General features: G+C 48.3%; 17 protein-coding genes. 7 read left to right on the top strand and 10 right to left on the bottom strand.

Annotated elements, in window-relative coordinates:
• Window positions 1-110: 110 nt before the first annotated feature.
• Genes A4E33_RS00845 through rfbB form a run of 6 tightly spaced genes read right to left on the bottom strand, consistent with a single transcriptional unit; the run spans window position 111 to window position 5,518 of the window.
• On the bottom strand, window positions 111-1,049 hold the full coding sequence (locus A4E33_RS00845) for a glycosyltransferase family 2 protein (protein WP_292345521.1): 939 nt from the start codon (window positions 1,047-1,049) through the stop codon (window positions 111-113).
• Window positions 1,039-1,839, bottom strand: a complete 801-nt coding sequence (locus A4E33_RS00840) for a methyltransferase domain-containing protein (protein WP_292345519.1) — start codon at window positions 1,837-1,839, stop codon at window positions 1,039-1,041. The genes A4E33_RS00845 and A4E33_RS00840 overlap by 11 nt, the downstream gene beginning before the upstream one ends.
• 1 nt (window position 1,840) lies before the next feature.
• Window positions 1,841-2,998: a dTDP-4-amino-4,6-dideoxygalactose transaminase gene (gene rffA / locus A4E33_RS00835; RefSeq protein ID WP_292345517.1), complete on the bottom strand. Its 1,158-nt coding sequence runs from the start codon at window positions 2,996-2,998 to the stop codon at window positions 1,841-1,843.
• Entirely contained in the window at window positions 2,998-3,741 is a 744-nt protein-coding gene (locus tag A4E33_RS00830; protein WP_292345515.1) for a sugar phosphate nucleotidyltransferase, read from the bottom strand. Before A4E33_RS00830 ends, rffA begins: the two co-directional genes overlap by 1 nt.
• Window positions 3,738-4,466: a class I SAM-dependent methyltransferase gene (locus tag A4E33_RS00825; RefSeq protein WP_292345513.1), complete on the bottom strand. Its 729-nt coding sequence runs from the start codon at window positions 4,464-4,466 to the stop codon at window positions 3,738-3,740. Before A4E33_RS00825 ends, A4E33_RS00830 begins: the two co-directional genes overlap by 4 nt.
• Window positions 4,463-5,518, bottom strand: a complete 1,056-nt coding sequence (rfbB, locus tag A4E33_RS00820) for a dTDP-glucose 4,6-dehydratase (protein ID WP_292345511.1) — start codon at window positions 5,516-5,518, stop codon at window positions 4,463-4,465. The genes A4E33_RS00825 and rfbB overlap by 4 nt, the downstream gene beginning before the upstream one ends.
• A gap of 118 nt (window positions 5,519-5,636) precedes the next feature.
• On the opposite strand from rfbB, the gene A4E33_RS00815 reads away from it, so the two are divergent.
• Genes A4E33_RS00815 through A4E33_RS00805 form a run of 3 tightly spaced genes read left to right on the top strand, consistent with a single transcriptional unit; the run spans window position 5,637 to window position 8,624 of the window.
• Window positions 5,637-6,566 carry a glycosyltransferase family 2 protein gene (locus A4E33_RS00815; RefSeq protein WP_292345509.1) on the top strand — a complete coding sequence of 310 codons (930 nt, stop codon included), beginning with the start codon at window positions 5,637-5,639 and terminating at the stop codon, window positions 6,564-6,566.
• Window positions 6,563-8,035, top strand: coding sequence for a flippase-like domain-containing protein (locus tag A4E33_RS00810; protein WP_292345507.1), 1,473 nt, complete (start codon window positions 6,563-6,565; stop codon window positions 8,033-8,035). Before A4E33_RS00815 ends, A4E33_RS00810 begins: the two co-directional genes overlap by 4 nt.
• Complete coding sequence (locus A4E33_RS00805; protein WP_292345505.1) at window positions 8,019-8,624, top strand: class I SAM-dependent methyltransferase; 606 nt, start codon at window positions 8,019-8,021, stop codon at window positions 8,622-8,624. The genes A4E33_RS00810 and A4E33_RS00805 overlap by 17 nt, the downstream gene beginning before the upstream one ends.
• 35 nt (window positions 8,625-8,659) lie before the next feature.
• On the opposite strand, the gene A4E33_RS00800 is transcribed toward A4E33_RS00805, so the two are convergent.
• The 3 genes from A4E33_RS00800 to A4E33_RS00790 form a co-directional block, all read right to left on the bottom strand.
• Window positions 8,660-10,471 carry a NosD domain-containing protein gene (locus A4E33_RS00800; protein ID WP_363053618.1) on the bottom strand — a complete coding sequence of 604 codons (1,812 nt, stop codon included), beginning with the start codon at window positions 10,469-10,471 and terminating at the stop codon, window positions 8,660-8,662.
• A 77-nt stretch (window positions 10,472-10,548) separates the two neighbouring features.
• Complete coding sequence (locus A4E33_RS00795) at window positions 10,549-12,486, bottom strand: hypothetical protein (protein ID WP_292345501.1); 1,938 nt, start codon at window positions 12,484-12,486, stop codon at window positions 10,549-10,551.
• A 169-nt stretch (window positions 12,487-12,655) separates the two neighbouring features.
• Window positions 12,656-17,830 carry a PKD domain-containing protein gene (locus tag A4E33_RS00790; RefSeq protein WP_292345499.1) on the bottom strand — a complete coding sequence of 1,725 codons (5,175 nt, stop codon included), beginning with the start codon at window positions 17,828-17,830 and terminating at the stop codon, window positions 12,656-12,658.
• Window positions 17,831-18,128: 298 nt separating this feature from the next.
• On the opposite strand from A4E33_RS00790, the gene A4E33_RS00785 reads away from it, so the two are divergent.
• The 4 genes from A4E33_RS00785 (at window position 18,129) to A4E33_RS00770 (ending at window position 21,730) form a co-directional block, all read left to right on the top strand.
• The gene (locus A4E33_RS00785; RefSeq protein WP_292345497.1) at window positions 18,129-18,551 is read left to right on the top strand and encodes a DUF4418 family protein; all 423 of its coding nucleotides are present in this window, start codon (window positions 18,129-18,131) and stop codon (window positions 18,549-18,551) included.
• Window position 18,552: 1 nt separating this feature from the next.
• The gene (locus A4E33_RS00780) at window positions 18,553-19,764 is read left to right on the top strand and encodes an FtsX-like permease family protein (protein WP_292345494.1); all 1,212 of its coding nucleotides are present in this window, start codon (window positions 18,553-18,555) and stop codon (window positions 19,762-19,764) included.
• Window positions 19,761-20,477, top strand: a complete 717-nt coding sequence (locus tag A4E33_RS00775; protein ID WP_292345492.1) for an ABC transporter ATP-binding protein — start codon at window positions 19,761-19,763, stop codon at window positions 20,475-20,477. The genes A4E33_RS00780 and A4E33_RS00775 overlap by 4 nt, the downstream gene beginning before the upstream one ends.
• Before the next feature lie 254 nt (window positions 20,478-20,731).
• A complete protein-coding gene (locus A4E33_RS00770; RefSeq protein WP_292345984.1) occupies window positions 20,732-21,730 on the top strand; it encodes an ABC transporter permease in 999 nt (332 codons plus the stop codon).
• Between the two features lie 366 nt (window positions 21,731-22,096).
• On the opposite strand, the gene A4E33_RS00765 is transcribed toward A4E33_RS00770, so the two are convergent.
• Window positions 22,097-22,364 (bottom strand): hypothetical protein (locus tag A4E33_RS00765; protein WP_292345489.1); only part of this gene is annotated, 268 nt, incomplete at its 5' end.

Raw genomic sequence — 22,364 nt, 5'->3', positions numbered from 1 at the left:
ATAGTAATAGGGTTTGAAAGGGTACCTGGAAGAGATGTCAGATAACGCCTCGATATCGCCGGAATCCATCATATCGACCGTCATTGTGGATCCTGTTTCATGAATAATAATTATGCATCTATTTCACTAATCACATATTGCTGGCCATAGGAGGTTTCGGCAAGGATCCTGCGAAGGTATTCCCCAAGGATCCCCATGGACATGAGTATTGCCCCACCAAGGAAACAAATTGCTACCATTAGGGAATTCCAGCCCATTATACCATATGAGGGGTTGATAATTTTCTGGATAATTATCCAGAATCCAAAAAAGATGCTGAAAATACTCAGAAGGATTCCTAAAGAAGCGACAAAAACCAGGGGCATCGAAGAGTAATTGATTATAAGGTTCAGCGAATATTTGAAATATCTTATTAATCCATAGTTGGAAGAGCCCTTTTTACGTTTCTGATGGGCAACATCCACATTCGTAATTTTGCTGACCGGTGCAGATCGTACTGTCATAGCTGGTAAAAAAGGGTAGGAACTTTTTATTGTGATAATATTCTGAACAATCTCTCTTTGGTAAATTACAAAACTCGAGATAAAAATTTCTTGGGGGATATCCAGAATTATATGGATGATCTTTTGGTACAGCCGACTTAAAAAATTTTCAATACGGCTGTCATTTTCCGGGGGATATTTTCCATAAACTACGAAAAAACCCTCTTTTAATTTCGCAATGAGCTTCGGTATCTCTTCTGGGGGATGCTGAAGGTCATCGTCCAGTGTGATAATGATTTTTCCAGTGCAGATATTCAACCCGGCAAGCAATGCGTTATGCTGCCCGAAATTCCGTATAAGCCTGATTATTTTAATTTTTGAATTGTCGGCATGAAGTCTCTTGAGAATATCCCAGCTGGAATCTATACTTCGATCATCGACAAGAATAATTTCATACGATTCTGATATGGGATGGAAGAGACGATTGAGGCGTGTAAGCAGTTCCTCGAGGGATTTCTCACTGTTAAAAACCGGAACAACAATAGAATACTCGGTGTTATTCTGCATGATTCCTCTCGATTTCTTTTAGGGATAATATCAGGAGCCGCTGAGTACCATAATCTCCGAAATTGGGAACCATGGATGCCATTCGATTGATTTCGCTGACATATTCCAGTTGTTTATCATTGTTGATCTTCTTTATCCATGGATGGAACACACGCGAAATGATGTAATAGGAACTGGAATAATCATCATCGGTTTCAACTTCGAAATTCGTATAAATGAAATCAATAACAGATTTTGAAAGATACCGGTTATGCCATGGTTGTTTTAGCTCTTCAAGCCCGAATTCCCTCCTGAGCCTATTGAGCCGCTCCCAGTTTTCTTCAATGGCTTCGGACAGAATTATCCGTCCGTTACTATTCAACAGAGTTTGAACATTTTTAAGCGCGAGGATCTGATCGTTCTCATCCAGAAGATTGATGAGTACTCTTTTAATCAGGACAAGATCGAACTTTTGCTGCGGAAATGTGTCAGGATTAAGAATATTTCCGGTAAAAAACGATGCCCTGCCCTTGAATCCAGATTTCTCCAGCTGTGTACTGGCTTCTGAAATTAATTTCTCTGAAAAATCAATACCCGTAATCTGGATCTTGTCATACTGAGATAGGAGCCTGAAGTCGCAGTAGCCGTTATTGCACCCGATGTCGCAGATCGATTCGTTGCCCTGAATATGGCGACATATTTCAGATAGTTCCTTCTGCAGCATATAAAAATCGTCCCAAGAGGCCTTATAGGAACCTTCATTGACCGAAAGATCGTCCCAATGTTTTTTTATCGCGTCATAATCCGGCATATCATTCCAACTCCTTAAGAATACTGATGGTTTTTTGAACGATATATTCCAATATCTCATGTTCCATTCCCGCATATATCGGGAATCTCAACAGCCTGCTGCTCATTTCTTCGGTTACCGGAAGGTCTTTTTTCCGACTTCCCATTTTCAAACCCATTGGGGAGGAGTGGAGAGGCACGTAATGAAAAACCGCTCGGATCCCCGAACTCTTGAGCCGGGACATAACCAAATCCCGCGTCATTTCATCACGGAATATTATATAAAACAAGTGTGCGTTATGTTCCGCATAGCGGGGCACAACCGGCAACCGGATCATTCCGCGTTCCTCAAACGGTTTGAATGCCCTGTTGTACGTGTCCCAAATCTCCATACGCATCTTTTGGATTTCATCAAGTTTTTCCAGCTGAGCGTAGAGGACGGCGGCAAGTATATCGCTGGGAAGGTAACTCGATCCGATGTCAACCCAAGTATATTTATCGACTTCTCCCCGGTCAAACTTGTTCCGGTTCGTCCCCTTTTCCCGAAGTACTTCTGCTCTCTCGAGGATCTCAGGATCCTCAGAATTTATGAGAAGCGCACCACCTTCACCGCAGGTATAGTTCTTGGTTTCGTGAAAACTATAGCATCCAAAGTCGCCGATCGTTCCAAGGTACCTGCCCCGGTATCTCGCATTGACAGCCTGGGCGGCATCTTCGACGACGCTAAGCTTATGGTCGGCTGAGATCTCCATGATCTCGTCCATAGCGCAGGATACCCCCCCATAATGAACGGGAAAAATGGCACGGGTTTTTTTTGTGATTTTCCGCCGGATCTCATCCGGATCAATATTCAGGGTGTCAGGACAGATATCAGCGAATACGGGCCTTGCACCTGCAAGAACAACTGGATTCACTGTTGATGAGAACGTATATGACGGGACGATCACTTCGTCACCAAATTTGAGATCCAGAAGCTGCGTAGCCAGTTCAAGTGACGTTGTCCCGGATGTTGTCAATAACGCTTTACGGGCGCCAAAGGTCTTTTCGATGGTTTCGTGGACCATACGAGAGTATTTTCCATCACCAGAGATGTGCCCCCCCTGACACACCGATGTAAGTACGTCCTCTATGTAAAGAAGTTCGTTGCCGGCAAGATAGGGGCGGGTGAAAGGGACCTGCATCAAACCTCATCATCCTGGATAATATTGTTGACAGCAAACAGCATGCGGTTAGCCTGCATGAGTGATTCGAAGGTCCCGGCATCCGTCCACTCACCATTAATCATATTATAAGTCAACGCATCATGCTCGACATACCAGTTGTTTACCGATGTGATCTCGAGTTCTCCCCGATCAGATGGTTTGATGGTTTGGATGACGTCAAACACACGGAAATCATACATATATACACCTATCACGGCATAATCGCTTTTGGGTTTTTCAGGTTTTTCATCGATCTGAATGATCATTTTTTTCTGCTCGTCGAGAGCGGCAACACCGAATCGTTCCGGATCCCCAACCCTTTTCAGGAGCACCTTCGCACCGGAAGGTTGTTTCTGAAAGGATTCTACATATTTTCGGATGCTGTGGGTGAGGATATTATCTCCCAGAATCACTACAATCCGGTCACCGTTGGCAAATACTCTCGCAAGGGCAAGAGCATCGGCAATGCCGCCGGCAGTCTCCTGGACGCGGAATGTAAAGCTGCAGTTAAAATCACAACCGCTCCCCAATAACCTGACGATTTCGCCCATATGCTCTTTTCCCGTTACGACAAGAATTTCAGTTATACCGGCGCTGATGAGCTGCCTCACAGGATTGAAGATCATCGGTTCTTTGCCTACTGGTAACAGATGCTTGTTTGTCACTTTAGTCAACGGGTACAATCGTGTTCCCGTCCCTCCCGCTAAAATTACTCCCTTCATGAATTCGGCACCTTCTTCCCAAGATAATAAAACGTCGAGGCAATATTCTGAGCCATTGGATTTCCAATCAGGATGAGATCGAAAAACTTTACAGGCCACAACAGGATTGTGAATATGATGAAAAAAAACCGGTACAGGATAACACTCCTGAAAGAAAAAACCATCGAAAACCACTCTGTCAGAATCCAGACAAGAGAGGATGAAGGACCGGCACCGACACCTGTCTCAATTGTATTAAATTTCCTGTGGAGCTGAACCACACCAGACGCGGTCCACCGTGAATAGTCATGAGGACTGGCGTGATAACCCTGAAGAAATGGGACGTGCGTGTAGATGATGCCATCGGGTTTGAGTATTCGATGCATTTCGTCAACAACTCTTTCAGGCTCGGGGACATGCTCAAGGACTACGATAGTGATGACAGCGTCAATGGAATTGGTTCTGAACGGCAGATACATCGCATCAGCCACAATGTTCACGTTTTCATATGCCGCGATATCAATATTGATTATATCGTCTTCGAGTTTGAACGGACCTGAACCGATATTTAGAATTGTTTTGTTATTTCCGGGACGTATATACTTCAGTAATTTTCTGTAAGTATCTTTTCGGAAAACGAATACAGGCGAAATCGTCCAGATAATAACGCCATACAGTTCCGGATATCGCTTGAAATGGCATTTAATCGAATCGAGCCAGTCGTTTGATTTTTCTCTGCTGTTCATAGTTTCGGTAAGGGATTACCTATTCGGTAATTCACTGAATAATAATGAAGGTATTCTGCATTGATAACTGACTCCAGCCAGTTTACATTGTTGAGGTACCATTCGACAGTCGTTTTAATTCCTTCGGAAACGGGCATACGAGATTTCCAGCCGAGGGTCTTTTGTATCTTCTCCGGATCGATCGCATATCTTCGATCATGCCCCTTCCGATCGGGAACGAAAACGATAGAATCTTCAGTAAGAGGTAAATCAGGGCGCAGTTCTTTAAGAGCACAGATAATTGTATTCACCATCTCGATATTCGTCATTTCATTTTGTGCGCCAACATTATAGATCTCACCCGGAATACCGTCAGTAAGAACACGATCGATAGCGGAACAGTGATCATCAACATGGATCCAGTCCCGGATATTGAGGCCGTCACCATACACCGGGATTTTTTCTCCCTTGAGACAATGAAGAATCGTGAGGGGAATAAGTTTTTCAGGAAACTGGAAAGGGCCGTAATTATTGGAACACCGTGTAATATTGACCGGAAGATTGAACGTATAATAATATGCCAGAGTTAAAAGGTCAGCGCTGGCTTTACTCGCGGAATACGGACTGCGGGGATCGAGCGGACTTTTCTCGGTAAAAACCCCGGATTCGCCCAGTGAACCATACACCTCATCCGTAGATATCTGAATCATCCTTTCTATTTCGCAATCCAACGACAGTTTTAACAGATTCTGAACTCCAAGAACATTCGACCTGATAAAAATGTCAGGATCGAGAATACTGCGGTCCACATGCGATTCAGCTGCAAAATTTATGACATAATCCGGCTCGAATTTTTTAAAAACGGTCTGCAAGCCGGGAAAATTACAGATATTTTCACGGATGAAGAAATACCTGGGATCCTTTTCAAGATCGGCCAGATTCCGCAGATTTCCGGCATAGGTCAGATCATCGAGGTTGATGACGGAAATATCGTCATATCTATCCAAGAGGTAATGGATGAAATTACTGCCGATAAATCCCGCCCCGCCGGTAACGAGTACTTTTCTGGGCATTGACTACAGGTATATTGGTAATTTCTGAGTATAATAGTATTAGCTTAAAACCCAACCGCGTCCCGATCTGAATGACTCAAAGGATTAATGTCCGCCAAAGTTTAATTAATAAATCCTGATGAAACTTATCATTACCATCCCGGCGTATAACGAGGAAAAATCCGTAGGGGCGGTTATCAGGGGAATACCTGAAAAAATTGAGGGTATTGATGAAATCAGTATCCTGGTTATCAATGACGGATCACTCGATCGCACGGCCGAAGAGGCGAAGCAGGCTGGTGCAGACAGGATACTATCCCACACAACCAACATGGGTCTGGCTGTTTCCTTCCGGGATGGACTGAATGAATCCCTCGCAATGGGGGCCGACATAATCGTAAATATCGATGCAGATCTGCAGTATAACTGCAGGGAAATTCCCCATCTCATTAAACCGATTCTCGAAAGGAGAGCAGAGATTGTCCTTGGTGATCGTCAGATCGATAAAATCAGCCACATGCCCCGCGGGAACCTGTGGGGGAATAAAATTGCAACTGGTATTATCCGAATGATAACGGGGTTGCCCATCAGGGACGCCCAGACAGGATTCAGAGCTTTTTCACGCGATGCTGCAGCAAGGATTCATTTGACTGGTGATTATACCTATACACAGGAAACGCTTATTCAGGCTGCAAACAAGAAAATCCCGATCGCCCAGATTCCTGTCGAATTCCACCGCAGGGGAGATTCCTCCCGCCTGATATCAAGCATATTCCAGTATGCCCGTTACGCAGGAATTACCCTGTTCAGGAGTGTCGGCACCTACCATCCTTTTATGGTATTCATGAGCATCGGGCTTGGATTCATCGTCGCGGGACTCGTTTTCGGTTTCCGCGTGATTGCACATTTTTTTAATACCGGACTGGTGACCCCGTACCTCCCTTCAGCGCTCCTGACCACAGTCCTTCTTATTCTCGGCGGGCTCTCAATGCTTTTCGCCCTTCTTGCCGACATGAACAGGACACAGCGGATGTTATCCGAAGAGATCCTTTACAGGCTTAAAAAATGAAAAAGAATACGGTTCTTAAGATTTTTTTTACTGTTGTGCTGATAGGCTTCATCTTTTCAAGGATAAGCATCCTTGAGGTTGTGAAGACGCTGTCATCACTGAACCTTGTTTACCTTGCAGGAGCATTCCTTTTCGTCCCGGCCCTGATCATTATCAGGACCCTGCGCTGGAATCTGTTCCTGAATTATTGTAGAATAATCATACCATTTTCTGAATCAATAAAAATCCTCCTCATAGGATCTTTCTACGGACTGGTGACTCCGGGACATTTTGGAGAGATCGGCAGGGTTTTTCATATTGAAGAGAGAAAAACAACAACTCTTCCTACAATTATTCTTGAAAAAGGGATCGATATCTGTACACTGATCGTATTATCCGCTCTGAGTATTCTTGTTTTTTTCCCCGGCAACATCGGGCTTGGGATTCTGATAGCATTCTTTTTCGTTGCGGTAACCGTTGTTTTTTTCCTGATGACCAATAAAAAAACGATTGGATTGCTTGCGAAGTATGCCGGAATCAGCCAGGATGACTGCGAACAATTCACCCATGCAATCCAGTCCATGGTCGGGAATATACCCCTTATGACCACATCTTTTATCCTCGCTCTCCTCTATTACGCTGTCGCGTGTCTGATCGGATACCTTGTGGCAGTCTCTGCCGGTTTTAACCCGTGGGTCTTCGTCACCATTCCCCTCATCGTACTGATCGGGAACATCCCCCTGACGATAGCAGGCCTCGGACTCAGGGAATCGGTAGGTTCCCTTACATTCAGTATCCTGGGCGAAAACTCCGCAGATGGGTTCGTATTTGCATTCGTCCTTTTCATGATTATTACCGTGTTCCCTTCACTCGTAGGATATATTCTTGTCATGCTGGCGAAAGAAGAATCCGAAAGAAGAAATGGACAGATCACCGGGCTGCTCTCACCTTACCTTGAAAAACGACGGATCTTTCAGATCAGAAACGCAATAACGGGTGGCAGGATTCTTGATTACGGGTGCGGAAACGGAAAACTTGTATCCCACATCCCGTTTTCCCGGTATACCGGAACGGATAAGGATTTCTCCGCAATTCTCAATGCCCGTAAGATACATTTTTCTGAAAATGTGTCTTTCTGTTCTCTTGAGGAATTCAAAGGTAACCATGAACAATATGATATCATCATCCTTTCGGCTGTTATCGAGCATTTTCAGGATCCTTTCGAGACACTTGGTGAACTCGTGACACGACTGGACAACCCGGGAAAAATTGTCATAACAACACCAACACCACTGGGAAACGCAGTTTTACGTATCGGTTCATTCATAGGAATTTTCAGCAGTTCCGCATTTAAGGAACACAACATGATTTTTCATAAACAGGATATTTTCAGGCTTGCCCAGAATCTGCATCTATCGGTTGTCGGATATGAGACATTTGAATTCGGGCTGAATCAATTGGCGGTGTTATCCAATGAACGAGGAATTTGACGGCGCTGGAAATTTATATAATAAATATGAATCAAAAAATCCGATTGTCAGATTTCTTATGACTCGGTTTTTCTTGGATCTTGATCGGATATTATGTCCCATCAGAACCGAAATTTCATCCGCACTGGAAATTGGTTGTGGTGAAGGGTATGTCACCAACCACCTGAATGCTATCGGGATCCCGGTTGCCGGCTCCGATGTATCATCCAGGATCATCGATACTGCCCGTAAAAAATTTCCCGACTGTGTTTTTTTTACAGTATCAGTTTATGAACTGGGATCCCTTTGTAAAAAATACGATCTGATCGTAGCAAACGAAGTCCTGGAACATCTCAAAAACCCGGACGAAGCAATCGAAAACATCAGGAAAATTTCACGAAAATATATCCTGTTCAGTGTTCCGAACGAACCATATTTCCGGCTTGCCAATATCCTTCGCGCGAAATACGTTGGATCGGGAGGGAATACTCCTGGGCATATCAACCACTGGTCGAAAAGAAAATTTGAAGACCTTCTTAAATCTCATGGCTTGAAAATCAGAGAATGTCGTACATCATATCTCTGGACTTTGGCTTTGTGTGAAAATTAATATCTCTCTTAATCTCTCCTTAGCAGGAAATTGGATTATAACCATCTCCCCGTTACCGGCAGATCCGTGCTGACACCCCAGTCTATCGCGGTCGTGGGAGACCCGGGAGTCCGGAGATAGAACATATGCGTCGACGGACGGTATATCCCCACATCCGTTATCCCGTTTCCATTCCAGTCTCCCGTTACCGGAAGATCCGTGCTGACACCCCAGTCTATCGCGGTCGTGGGAGACCCGGGAATCCGGAGATAGAACATATGTGTCGACGGACGGTATATCCCCACATCCGTTATCCCGTTTCCATTCCAGTCCCCCGTTACCGGCAGATCCGTGCTGACACCCCAGTCTATCGCGGTCGTGGGAGACCCGGGGGTCCGGAGATAGAACATATGCGTCGACGGACGGTATATCCCCACATCCGTTATCCCGTTTCCATTCCAGTCTCCCGTTACCGGAAGATCCGTGCCGACACCCCAGTCTATCGCGGTCGTGGGAGACCCGGGGGTCCGGAGATAAAACATATGTGTCGACGGACGGTATATCCCCACATCCGTTATCCCGTTACCGTTCCAGTCTCCTGTCACCGGAAGATCCGTGCTGACACCCCAGTCTATCGCGGTCGTGGGAGACCCGGGGGTCCGGAGATAGAACATATGCGTCAACGGACGGTATATCCCCACTCCCTGACCTGTCGAGACCCACTTGTGGAGGGGATAATAATCGGTAATTCCCCCGGTATGAGTGTACGGGGTGTCGCAGAATCCATCAGAATTTCCATCAGAACAGGTATCCGAATAACCGAGCCCTGATGGATTTGTCCAGTAATTTCCGCCGATCGAAGGCCCGTTTACCAGATTTCTGCCGCTCACAGGCGTAATATTCCAACGGGTGTTAGGACTGGTCCCGTCAGTCTCTTCGTTATCGGTGTTCTGGAATATATTATCATAAACTATATTCCCGCTGCTGGATCCCCCCAGATAGATGCCGACCCACCCCGTACCATTTACAGAATTTCTCGTGAAATTATTCGACCCGGACCGGTCGAACCACATACCGACATTGGTATTCCCGTTGATCGTGTTGTATGAAATTGAATTTCCGCTGTAATTCAGGAAGTATATTCCATTCACGTTTCCGATTACCGTGTTGCGGGAAAGTGTATTATTAGTGCCGGAATTTCCAGTACCCCCGTCTGTGAATACAACTCCCATATTGTTAAAATTTGCCTGATTGTTGGTTATTGAGTTATTATTGTTCGTCAACCAGAGATGGATGCCGAACTGGGAATTTCCATATGCGTTGTTCGAGTCGACAACTAAGAAATCGTTCTTGGCTGCATGTCCGTCAAGTACAATTCCATGGGTATTGGAATTTACGATATTTGCCTGAACCGTCAGATTAGAGCTGTTCCATGTCGTGATTCCTTGCGTATTGGACGAGCAATGAACCGACTGGATACCCCCACCGCTGACCCATTCATAGACAATTGCAAGATTTTTATTTTGGATACTTACATTTTTTACGGTAACATTCTGTGTAATAGTCCCTGAGTTGACTCTTATGCCATAGTACGATGGTCCTGGCTCAACACTGCCGATCCCCGGCCCTGTGAGATTCTTACCCATGCCATCCAGTATGACGTCGGATGAAACGATACGAATAGCATAATTATGATTTGTGCTGATAGTGTCCGAAGAGAAAGTTAAAAAATAATCCCCCGGTGCGGCTACATTCCAATACTGGTCCCCAGGAGATCCCAGAACATTCGATTCATCGAGAAATACTGCAGATACTCCTGTCGGAATAATGAGGATAAACAGAATGAGGGGTATGGTTCCCGTGCGCATAATCCGGTTTGCTGACATTAATACGTAATACTGTTTCAGACAGAATAAACATTCAGATCGGAACAGCGAAAAAAAAGTTACCAGTGACCGATTACTGGTGCGTCGGTCCCCACACCCCAGTCAATAGCGGTCGTTGGCGATCCGGGAGTCCGGAGATAGAACATATGTGTCGACGGGCGGTATATTCCCACATCCGTTATCCCGTTACCATTCCAGTCTCCTGTCACCGGAATATCCGAGCTTACCCCCCAGTCTATCGCGGTCGTGGGAGACCCGGGAGTCCGGAGATAGAACATATGCGTCGATGGACGGTATATTCCCACATCCGTTATCCCGTTACCGTTCCAGTCTCCTGTCACCGGAATATCCGTGCTGACACCCCAGTCTATCGCGGTCGTGGGAGACCCGGGGGTCCGGAGATAGAACATATGCGTCGATGGACGGTATATTCCCACATCCGTTATCCCGTTACCGTTCCAGTCTCCTGTCACCGGAATATCCGTGCTGACACCCCAGTCTATCGCGGTCGTGGGAGACCCGGGGGTCCGGAGATAGAACATATGCGTCGATGGACGGTATATTCCCACATCCGTTATCCCGTTACCGTTCCAGTCTCCTGTCACCGGAATATCCGTGCTGACACCCCAGTTTATTACTGAAGTTGCACCGGATGGCCAGGTGCCGGGTCGCAGGTAAAACATGTGCGAGGACGATCTATAGACTCCAACCGCATCGGGAACTGCAGTATTAACCGGAATTCCGTTCCATCCTCCAAGCCGGGCCCAGAGCCACCAGGCAGCGTATGCTTTCAGATTCCCGTTAAGTGGTTGTGTATGTGCTGGCGAGCAGTCGAACCAGTCGACACCTTCGGTGTGGGTATTCTGCCATTCAACAGCCCAGTTATATCGGATATTATTATTATATGTACAATTATCATCAGCATTCAAAAGCATATAATTGACATTCCCATCAGGATCGAAACTTTCGATGTCTGCGAAATCAAAAAGTACGCTGTTATTCGCCTGAACATATCTGCGGATCTGCTCATTGCGTTGATTCAGGTTCCCTGAACCCCCGGACCCCGTTAGATGGCCGGTCATGTATACGAAGGTAACCTCCGGGTAATCTTTCTCAAGGGAACGCATCAGCTCGAGATATGTATTGATATCTGACTCTGTCGTATCAGCTTGTCCACACCAGGACCAGATTATGACATTAACCTCAGGATTCTCTGCAAGATAGGTTCGGGTGGCCGAAGCCCAAGCGGTTCGATCCGGGTTCCCGAGATCATAGGCTCCGGAAAATGGGGTGTCGCGCAGATCGAGGGCTCCACCATTACCGCCGTTGTTGAACTCATAGGTCGATCCTCCGTAAGGTGCACCGGGGAATGAAGTCAATCCCTCCATTCCGGTAATAATCTGACTCCCGTGAGAGGTATGTCCATAAGCGATATGGAGACTGGATTTCGCAGTATTGATCGCAGCCAGTGGAATCTGAGAAAGGTGCGTAGACGTATGGTTAGCAATGATTGGTGCAGTTCGTGTCGGAGTTTGGTCAACTGTCACTTTTCCAGGTACCGAAGATCCAGTCGTGAGAATATCCCCATGATCGTCAGTGATATTCCTGATGGTTACAATGATGTCAGACGATCCGATAGATTTACCCCGCAGGAGAATCGATCCGAAGCCGATATTCTGGTCACCATTTTTAATCGTATTGTGTAAATCGACTGCTCTGATTCGAACCGATGATGCTGTAAGGCGCGTACTCTCATTGAGAACAGCCCAGGACGGGAACTTCACTTCTGTAATTTCCGCAACGTTTGGATTGCTAAGAATAATAGTGACATCGTACCCTGCAAGACCATTTGATGAGCTGTCAAGGGAAATATTTACGGGTACCGAAGCACCGATTGTATTCATACGGACATGCTGCACCTGAACATTTTCTGCCATAACTCCGGCAACGCCAATGATCAGAAGGAAAATAATTGTCAGACTCCTGAGACCTGCCATAAACCATCCTCATCGAATAAATTATAGGACATCCGTTTTTAGTTTTTAACGGATTATTCATCAAAAAAATAGCAAACAAGATTAAAAAAAATACCCTATCGAACAATTATTAACAACTAACCAATTGGTTCTGTTGTTTAATCAAACGGTTCAGAGAAAAAAGAGAGGATTACCATTTCCCGGTAACCGGCAAATCCGAGCTGACCCCCCAATCGATGCCCGTTGTCACGGAACCGTTTTTCATGTAGAACATATGCGTCGACGGACGGAAGATGCCGACATCCGTCAGTCCGTCTCCATTCCAGTCTCCCGTTACCGGTGTATCGGTACTAACGCCCCAGTTCACACCAGTTGTCACAGAGCCGTTCTTCAGGTAGAACATATGCGTCGACGGACGGTAGATACCGACATCCGTCAGTCCGTCTCCATTCCAGTCTCCCGTTACCGGTGTATCGGTACTAACGCCCCAGTTCACACTGGTTGTTACGGTGCCGTTCTTCAGGTAGAATGTATGCGCTGAAGATCTATAGACACCAACATCCGGTATTCGGTCCCCATTCCAGTCACCGGTTACCGGTAAATCCGTACTAATTCCCCAATTGACGACAGTTGTTGGCGCCACAGGCCAGTTTCCAGGCCGCAGGTAGAACATGTGTGTTGACGGTCGGTAGACACCTACGCTGTATGGAGAATTATTTGATGTCACATTTATATATCCCACCTTCGTCATGGTATCGCTGCCAGCACCATTTGTTGCAGTTAAAGCCACCGTGTAATTACCAGCGAGAAGGTATGTATGCACCGGGTTCTGAACTGTGGCATTTGTGACGTTCCCGTCACCAAAGTCCCATGCCCAGCTGGTCGAGGCGTTTGTCGATAAATCCGTGAATACGACCGTCAGCGGGGCTGTTCCGGTCCTGGGGGTTCCAGAGAAATTCGCAACAGGAGCAGCAATTGATACGTTGATATAGCCCGTTCGGGTCATCACATCGGTTCCCCCAAGGTTCGTCGCCGCAAGGGAAACAGTGTAATTACCGGCAGTTGTGTACGTATGTGTCGCGTTCTTCACCGATGAGAAGGTCCCGTCGCCGAATGTCCATCTCCAGGTAGCCCAAACTGCGGGATCGCTTGTCGAGGCATCCGCATTGAATGTGACAGTTAATGGCACCGCTCCTTCTCTCGGAGTTACATTAGTGAAGGAAGCTAAAGGAGCCGCAGGTGCTGCAGCCTTTGTCACAATAACCGTTCCCGTGGTCGGGGACACATTGCTTCCGCCGATGTTCATCGCAGTCAATGTCACTGTGTACGTTCCGGGAATTTCATAGACATGGTACGGATTCTGCTGTCCGTTATCGGCAGCAAAATTCCCGTCGCCAAAGTCCCAGATCCAGCCGGTCGGCGAACCTGTCGATGTATCGGTAAACGATACATTGAGAGCGGCATCGCCCGTCGAGGGCGAGTACGTGAACGATGCATTCGGCGGATCCGCGAAGGAGGATGTGTTTATTCCCGACTCAATGGAGTTTCGCCATGAGGTTGGGAAAACAACCCCGCCGTCATAAACATAGTCATCGCCCACAACATTGGAGGCCTTGATTCTGTACATGTAGGGCGGGTTTGTATCGACAGGAATAGTATCATCGACTGTCATAGCCCATCCGCCCGTCTGCGGCCCCGAATATGACGGGACAACCTTGAAATCGTACCAGAGGGTATCGGAAAGGTTGCATCTCTGGACAATCCAGTCGGTTTCATTGGTCGACCGGTCAACCCAGGCAAGGTATACCGCGGTCTTGTTGGTAATGTCTGTAACCTCACCCGAAGTAAGTGTATCGGGAGGTGAGGTTGGCTGGTTGACGGATATTGCCTGAGCATGCATCATGTCCATCTCTTCATGTGCGAGGATATGGCAGTGCCAGACATATTCCCATCCGTAATTGACAAGGTGGTTCAGGATTCGGTCAGCACCGCCCGTAGTAATCGGGTTGCCCATCGGGTCAAACCATCCGCCTCCCGGGGGCCCGTCGATGGGTGACCCGAGAGGGGCAGTAGGCGTGATTGCCCTGACCTGATCGGGGACTTCGAAGGGTACCGAGGCGGTAACCGGCCTCAGTGCTATGACGGTATCCTCAAGGGGGCTCACCCTGACGGTTTCCTTCCAGCCCAATTCTGTCCGATCGGGGGCGCGGATAAACCCGTCCCATCCTACGCGGTTGATTACCTGGACATTATACATATGCCAGTGGATCGGGTGGCTGTCAACACCGTTATGGCTGATCTTCCAGATCTGGGTCCCGTCTCCTGCCTGAACCCCATCCATTTCACCGACGGAGCTCATGATCACGTCGGTTGGCGGGCTGTCGTACCCATAGGGCATGAATTGCGCTGTAACCGACGTCGGCGAGGGAATTTCAAGCCCCAGCATTGCGCTCATCCGCCCGTACTGGTCATATACCGCACCCATCTCATCGTGCAGGGCTTTCGGCTGGAACGTGATGTTGATGAATGAACCGGAGAGTGCCGTGAAATTCTTGAAGTGATCGTTGATTCTTCCGTAATTATTCTGGGTAAATACCTGGTTGTAAGCACTGCCGTATGCTACCTGCGGTACAATGACAGGTGGCTGCGATGATTCGAAGACACCCCGCTTCGACGCGGTCTTCGCAAATACGGAATTCAGCGTTGCGAGATCGTACGCGGGAGCCGGAGTTATATTATTGACCTTGATCTGCATAACGGTCCGGATGTTGGGCCCATAGCCGGCCTGGGTTGTGGGTGCTCCGCCGGTATCAGTTCGATCGGGATCGCCGGTGTAGTAGTCGTACTGGGGAACACCGGCCGGGTATGCCGCCGGCGCATCGTTGTAGAGAATCAGGGTCTTTCCTGCATATGCGGAGAAGTCAACAAGGACATCGGCACGCTCTGCGCTCATCAGGACAACCGTATGCTTGTCAACATTTCCGAAATCGAACCGCGTCGGGTCATTGACCCAGGTGATTGGCTGGTTCGGGACAACGACGGGTGCGGGCAGGAAACCACCCTCAGTTCCAATCTGGATGAACGACGGCCCGACTGTTGCCGGATCCGGCACACCGCCTTCTCTTCCATCCGTCGGCCAGTTAGCCGGGAATCCCGGGGTCCCCGGTGATGCCGGCACCATTTTGACCTCTGTATCATTCCTGCCGTCGGCAGTCATAACGGTCGGATCTGCAACGTACAACTGCAGGTTCACTGCCCGATCATTAGCCGCATTAAGGATCCTGAAACGGTATGTCTTTGGATCAACGGTCATCGTGGGGTATGCAACACCGTTCACGAGGGGCGTATCCATGAATGCTTCACCGGGTGTGGACGGGTTGGGAGTTCCTGGCATCATTGGCGGTTCGCCAGTGAAATTAAGGTTCCCGTAGTAGGGGTTTGAAACAGGTCCATGCGTGATGGCAGTTGGCGGATAGAACCAGGGGCCGTAGTGCCACCGTCCGTACGGGTTGATACCCGTATCATCGTAGGGATTCTGCGCCGGCATATAGACGTGGGGATACCACAGGTCTCCGGTCATCGGCTGACCGGGATCAGTGCCCCAGGCCCATGTCGGGTCCTGCGCCACAATTGTCCGGTTGTCCACCCAGGTCTTGTCCTGGATGATAAGGGGGATCCCGACATCGGGAAGAACTTTTGCATACGTGGGATTGATACCGGTCACATTCGTACCGTCAATCATATCCCGTTCCTGCTGGTCCCGGACAATGTACCCGGCTGCTGCTCCGGAATAGACGTTCAGGCGTGTGATGCCATGAGCATGGTCATGGTAGAACATAAGCCGGGCACTCTGCTGGTTGGTATAGAAGAAGGTCATGGATCCATCGCCGGGATCCGGCATATCCGGAACATTGTATACGCTCACACCTTTCGGGTATGCCGTATATTCCCCGGCGGGTGTGATCCATTGGTATGGTGTCCCGTCGCTGATCCAGGGAGTCGTTCCACCATGGAGGTGCAGTTCCTGCCTGTTCTGGGTATAATAGATAGGAGTTGTATTCATACCCAGCGGACCCATGCCCGCTCCCATGACCGTGGTATCTACCGGGATGAAGAGATTGCCTTCTGCACCAACCGGCAGGTAGTTCTGGAATTTGACCCTGACTGGGGTACCATTATTTGCAACGATAAGCGGCCCGAGATAGTGGGGCTTATCAACACCAAAAACGGGACTTCCAAGGGTATCGGTAATATTTGTACCATTGGGATAGTTCAGCGGGTAGTGGAGACCGGTCACATTCGGCGTTGAAATCTGGACATAGCCACGCAGGGTTGTTTCGGGCAGATCCGAATGCATCTTCTCGGTGAACTGAACGATCGCAATTTCGTAATAATTGCTGCCGGGATAAATGGCATCGTCTGACTGTGCAACAGGGATATACTGCCCGAGATTATTTGCCCCGGCAGAATTAAGCCCGGGAAGGGTATCAACAAATTTCCGCATCCCGCTGGAGAAAGGCCCGCCCAGTGTTGCAGTAGCAGCTGCCCCGGTCCCGGGCCCGTCGATAATTACCACCGGTGCGGTATAATTCGTGCCAGGGTTTGTGACAGTGATCCCGGTAACTGCACCACCGGCTACCGTCGCAGTTGCAGTTGCCCCGCTTCCGGTGAAGTACACATCCGCTATCGACACCGCGGGTGCAGTTGTATACCCTTCACCTCCATTATCAACGGCGATACTTGCGATATGCCCCATAGGCATCGGGCTGTTGGCCCAGTTCGCATACGGGCCAAAATAGTGCGGGACTCCGCCGGGATCCATTGTCAGGACTGAAGGTCCCGGAGTCCCGTTGAATGATGCCGTATCAATCTGAAAACCACGACTTGCCGGAAGAGCGGTGTTTCCCTGCAACAAAAACTTTTCACGAATATCCTTATAATTTGCTGCCGCTGCTTCTCTCTGGGCCTGGGTTACACGTTTGGCAGTGTGGACGGTATATTGTATATCAGCCGTGGATGGATTTGATATCCCGGAAAGGCCGGTAGTACTCACAATTTCTGCTGGTCCGTCGATAAACTGAGACGAACCTGAAAAGAGCGTTGGCGTAACAGGGGTATCAGCCGGAGTTTCATCGGCAATGATAAGCGATTCTGTTGGTACAATCGTGGCATCGGGAGTAACCAGATCAGCAGCCAGGGTTATCGGCAGCTCTGTATTCTCGGGGGAGGGTGTAACGTTTGATACATTCAGATCCGTCACATCATCCACCGCAACGACTGCGACATTCAGCAACAGAAGAGCAATAATCATCCCGAAGGCAACCAATACCAGTAACTTTGATCCGGATGATCGACTGTCGCTCATTTCATCTTTTGTCGGAATAATCATACAATCCAGCTCCTTGGCTCAGATGCGGCATGCTGATTCCAGCACTGAATCCGAGGAAAATTCCTGCACATCACAACACAATTCCTGCAATGTTCGCGTAACCACGGAACACGTGCTTGATGCTTTTTTTTAAATCTTATTAAACATGCGGAAGGTACCAATTTATTTAATGATGAATATTGGAAATTTTGTCGTAAGCAGCGGTTAGAATCCCTTGGAGGACCATGGTACAAAAATAATCATTAATAACAGGCTTCTTCAAAATGTGGTTATCATGGATTCGAATACACGCGTTAATGGTATTGGTGCCCTGCTGGTAATCCTGGGGATTATTATCATTCTGGTTCCATGGATTATTTTTCCCGTCTGTGAAATGGAAGGACTCTATGTCCAGGCAGTATCCGGCATGCAGTTCCCGATGCCCTGCGGATGGTCAGCCCGTGCCGATTCCGGCATCGGTGCGTTGATCGTGGTCGCCGGGGGTCTTCTCATTGCCAGGAACACGCCGGAGACCCGCCAGGCTGTCGGCGTCTTTTCAATCGCCCTGGGTGCACTGGTAATCCTGTTCCCGACAGTATTGATCGGCATGTGCAAACTGGCCACCCACCCATGCCGCACAATGACACTGCCGGTGCTTGAGCTGCTCGGAGTTATGGTCATCCTTATCGGCGGTTACCTCGTCTGGAAACGGGAATGAGATGGATGATTCCAAAGACCTCCGGTTTTTCACGCTGGTAAGGAGTAACATTTCAAACCGCCCGTACCGGAATATCGCAACGATCTTTGCATTTGCATGCATCGCGGCTACATTATTCTCGTCGCAGTACCTGGTGGACGGGGCACAGGAAAGCCTTGATTCCGGCATGTCGCGGATGGGAGCGGATATTCTTGTTGTGCCTGAAGAATATGCAGCGGTAAGCCAGACCATCATTCTCAACGGGCAGCCCTCCAGCTTTTTTTTCGATGAGACGAATCTTGAAAAAATTTCCCGCGTGTCCGGCGTTGGAAAAGCCAGCCCCCAGATCTATATCGCAACCCTCTTTGCATCCTGTTGTGCCGCCCCGGTCCAGATGATAGCAATCGATCCGGAAAATGATTTCACCATATCGGCCTGGCTGAAGGAAAACCCGGAAATGAAACTTGGAAAAGACGAGATTATTATTGGCAGTGCCGTTATCCAGAACGTCGGGAATGATCTCATGTTCTATGGCCATACATTCCATGTCGTTGGAATCCTCAAACAGACCGGAATGGGAGTTGACAACTCGGTATTTACCCGGTTTGAAGATGCGTATGTAATGGCTGATGAGTCGGAGCTGAAAGCCGTAAAAAAACTCTCGATACCTCCCGGGAAAATATCTGCTGTACTGGTGAAGGTGGAACCGGGATATTCCCCGCAGTCTGTTGCACAGCAAATCCAGGAAAACGTCCCGGGGACAAAAACAATTACCCCCAACGGCCTGCTCAATACCGTGAACAGCCAGCTTGCTGCCATCAGACATCTCCTTTTCGGCACCACTCTCGCAATTACGCTGGTATCTGTACCGCTCCTTGGATTCATCTCAGCGATGGTTGCACATGAACGCAGAAAGGAAGTTGCAATCATCCGGGCACTTGGCGCACCAAAGGGATTCGTTATCAGGCTCATGCTTGCAGAATCCTTCAGCCTTGCAATTATTGGCGGCATCATCGGCATAGGTGCGGCAGCACTCATTCTGGTGCTATTCCAGGACCATATCGCACTATCGTTAAAAATTCCGTTCATCATACCATCAGTCCGGGCATTGTTGGTCGAGGGAGGGACTGCTCTCCTCTTGTGTGCAGGGATCGGCGGAATATCCTCTGTCTATCCGGCAATTCTGATCAACCGGTCAGATCCATACGAAACCATCAGGAAAGGAGAATCATGATAGAAGCTACCGGTATTACAAAAACCTTCAGTACCGCAAAGGGGGACGTAAGGGCAGTAGATAATACAGACCTTACCATAAATCCCGGGGAATTTATCATTATCCTGGGACGGTCCGGAAGCGGGAAGTCAACCCTTCTTGCAATGCTGGCCGGCCTAATTACTCCTACTGCCGGGGTTGTAAGGATACGGGGACAGGAAATCGATCATCTTTCTGAAGATAAAACTGCCGAAGTACGGGCAAAAGAGATCGGATTTGTCTTCCAGTTCTCCGGCCTGATTCCCACGCTGACGGCCGTTGAAAATGTCATGGTACCGACATTGTTCTGCCCGGATGGACCGGGTTCCCGGTCACGGGCTGATGAACTCCTGCAAAAAGTAGGTTTATCCCACCGGAATGATGCATATCCCGGCACACTTTCAAGCGGTGAGATGAAACGGGTGGCCATTGCCCGTTCCCTCATCAACGGTCCTGCGATCCTCATCGCAGACGAACCAACCGGGGATCTTGATGTTGATACGGAGATCGAGATCATGAACCTGTTCAGGGACCTGAACCGCGAAGGGACAACAATTGTCATGGTCACTCATAATCCGGATCTCATACCATATGCATCCAGGGTTTTTGGAATGGTCAGGGGTAAACTGGTGGCAGATCCGGAATTATCGTGTGTCAATACCAGGGCGGACAAACCTGCATCAGACCGGATTTGATCATGATTCTTAAGATGAACTACCTGACATTTATTACGGCCTCGATCAGGAACAAGCCGGGCCGCAATCTGGCAACACTCTTCTGTTTCGCATTCATTGCGGCGATAATTTTTACATCACAAGTTCTCATGGAGGGCGCAGCAGGGGATGTTAACAGGAGTGTCACACGGATGGGAGCTGATCACATGGTTGTACCGACCCAGTATACGGTATTCCTGCGGGGTGCCGGACCGGAAAACACGGTTGCTATTGTGATGGCCGAACCATCAGATTTCCGGATAAAGGGAGATATCATGGGTCGGCTCAAAAAAATTCCGGGGATCGTATCCATGAGCCCCCAGATTTTTATCGCAACGCTGAACATACCCGAATTATCGCCGGATCCGGTGAATCTCTACGGTATCGATCCGGAAACGGATTTTACCATCAAACCATGGCTGCAAAAACCTCTCGACAAACCTCTCGGACCCGGCGAGGTCATTATCGGTTCTGCTGTTGCCGGGAATCCCGGGACACCGCTTTCCATCAGAGACCAGAAATATACCATCGCCGGAAAGCTGGATTTGACGCGGTCATCGGTCGACCATGCGGTGATCCTGCGGCTTGAAGACGCGTATAATCTTGCGAATGTAAAGGGAGTTCTCCCGCCATCGTCTCCAAAAATCATTGCGGGAGATGTCAGTGCGATTCTTATCCGGGATGTCCCGGACGAGAAGTTGAAGGTTGTCGGAGATCGGATCACGCGGGCATTCTATCTTTCACCGGAATCCCGGACAGTCCGGGTGATTAACAGACATTTTTCCCTTGAACCTGTCAATGAAGATATCCAGGGGATTCCCGATCTCCTGAACCTCATATCGGTTTTTGTGGTTATTGTTGCGCTCCCGCTTATCGCGCTGATATCAGCGATGGTCGCCCATGAGCGTCAGAGGGAGATCGGGCTGCTCAAGGCGATGGGTGCGAAAAGGAATGTCATTTTCTTATTAGTATTCACAGAATCCTTGTTGCTTTCTGCATTTGGGGGAATTGCAGGAATTACCATCAGTGTCTTTGCGTTATACTTGATGGATACACAAGGATCCCTTAACAGTGCACATCAAGTTTCTTTTTTTATTCCCACAGTTATCGAGATTGGTGCGATGGCTGGACTTGCATTGCTTATTGTAATTTTTATTGGCAGCATTTCTTCCCTTTGGCCAGCTTACAGAGGTAGTCTGATGAATCCATATGAAGCAATCCGGAGTGAGGGGTAATTAAAGGGACCGAAGATTATTTATGCTGGGTGGCAGGGATGATACGATGCAGAAAACCCATTAATAATTGATGGGAACTTGGGAATTGTTTTTATTAATTGAGATATTGGGATCTCGTTGAATTTAATAAATTCATAGTTTCTATTGACCATGTTTCTGCGAATCTCCATATTTCCTCCAGGAATTAGACTGCAACACCGTCCCGGATACAATTCCCGATGTTGTCCAGCCACCAGCTCCTTTCTGAAAGATACCTATCTCAGGTATTATCGGTATGCCCGCTTCTCTCTATCCGAAATGGGAAAGGGGAAGTATGATGAATCCGTATGTAGCGATACGGATTGAGAGATGAACCAAAAGTTATATTTACCAGGCACCGGTCACCGGGATATCCGAACTGATACCCCAGTCTATCGCTGTTGTCGGAGAGCCGGGTGTCCTTAAATAAAACATGTGCGTTGAAGGACGGTAGATACCTACGTCACTTATCCCATTGCCATCCCAATCGCCCGTTACCGGGATATCCGAACTGATACCCCAGTCTATCGCCGTTGTCGGGGAGCCGGGTGTCCTTAAATAAAACATGTGCGTTGAAGGACGGTAGATACCTACGTCACTTATCCCATTACCATCC

The organism is Methanoregula sp. PtaB.Bin085 (assembly GCF_002067035.1).
Lineage (GTDB): Archaea > Halobacteriota > Methanomicrobia > Methanomicrobiales > Methanospirillaceae > Methanoregula.
The sequence above is the reverse complement of the archived record's forward strand: the minus strand, read 5'-3'. Positions and strand labels throughout refer to the sequence as shown.